Raw genomic sequence first — 1,162 nt, 5'->3', positions numbered from 1 at the left:
TAGGACTTACGCATTGATGACAGCGTGATTATGTGCTAGTTCCCCTGTATACTTACCAAAAATGGATGTTGATAGGCTTTAACCAAGCATGACAAGAGCAATAACACGACCACCAACAGCTCAATGTACGTTACCAATGTATATTGGCTTTCTCATAAGTGAGCCTAAATTCGTTAGCTGTCAGCGCGTCGCTGAAGTCTTGAATATATCACATGACAGCGTTAATCGCTTTTTGCAGAGGGAAAATTACACACCATTAGATTTGTATAATGAGGTCAAGCAAAATATTGGCCCTTGTGGAGGAACGTTAAGTGTCGATGACAGTGTGTTAGATAAGCCTTATGCTCATCACATTTCATATGTGGGACATTTTTATTCCGGAAAGCATCATGCCGTGGTAAAAGGGATTAACTTAATCACATTGTATTATACGGACTCTAATGGACGTAGTTTTCCCGTTAACTATCGCATTTATGACAAAGCTGAAGGCAAAACTAAGAACGATTATTTTTTAGAAATGTTAAGTGAGGTTCTATCGTGGGGGCTGACTCCTGCTTGGGTTACTGGCGATAGCTGGTATAGTTGCGTTAAGAATTTGAAAGCTGTGAAAAACCACAGTTTGGGATTCATGTTTGCACTAGAAAGCAATCGTAAAGTATCTATCTATAAAGGGAAATGGGAGCTTGTCCGTGATTTAGATGTACCTTCGGATGGTTTGTCAGTTTGGTTAAAGGAGTATGGTTATATCAAGCTTTTTAGAACGCACTTAAAAGACCAAGTGAGGCATTATGCTATGGATATGTCATTTCCTGAAGGTCATACTGACGAATCAGAACAGTTGGAAAGTCTGACACGAGTAGAGTTTTCTGAGCTACATGATAAGCATTGGCAAATAGAGCAATACCACAGGATTATTAAACAAGTGTGTCATATTGAGCATTTTCAGGTACGCAATGCATCTTCTGTAAATACACATATTTTTGCAGGCATTTGTGCCTATGTTGCTTTGCAGAGAATGAAGGTTACCGATTTAGTGAAAAACTGCTATGAGTTATCCAGAGAGTTATTTAAAAGTGTCATTGCTAAGTTTGTGACTGAGTTCGCACCATCGATGGAATCGCTACTACCAAAATTCATGCCATCCATCAATGCGTAAGTCCTA

Annotated in this window: 1 protein-coding gene; it reads left to right on the top strand. The window is 39.2% G+C overall.

Annotated features, from left to right (window positions below; genetic code table 11):
* Nucleotides 1–88: 88 nt before the first annotated feature.
* The gene (locus DNJ75_RS14865; protein ID WP_117004194.1) at nt 89–1,156 is read left to right on the top strand and encodes an IS701 family transposase; all 1,068 of its coding nucleotides are present in this window, start codon (nt 89–91) and stop codon (nt 1,154–1,156) included.
* Nucleotides 1,157–1,162 lie beyond the last annotated feature (6 nt).

The organism is Cysteiniphilum litorale (genome assembly GCF_003428165.1).
In the GTDB taxonomy this organism is placed as follows: domain Bacteria; phylum Pseudomonadota; class Gammaproteobacteria; order Francisellales; family Francisellaceae; genus Caedibacter; species Caedibacter litoralis.
This window is presented reverse-complemented; position numbering and strand designations above follow the sequence as displayed.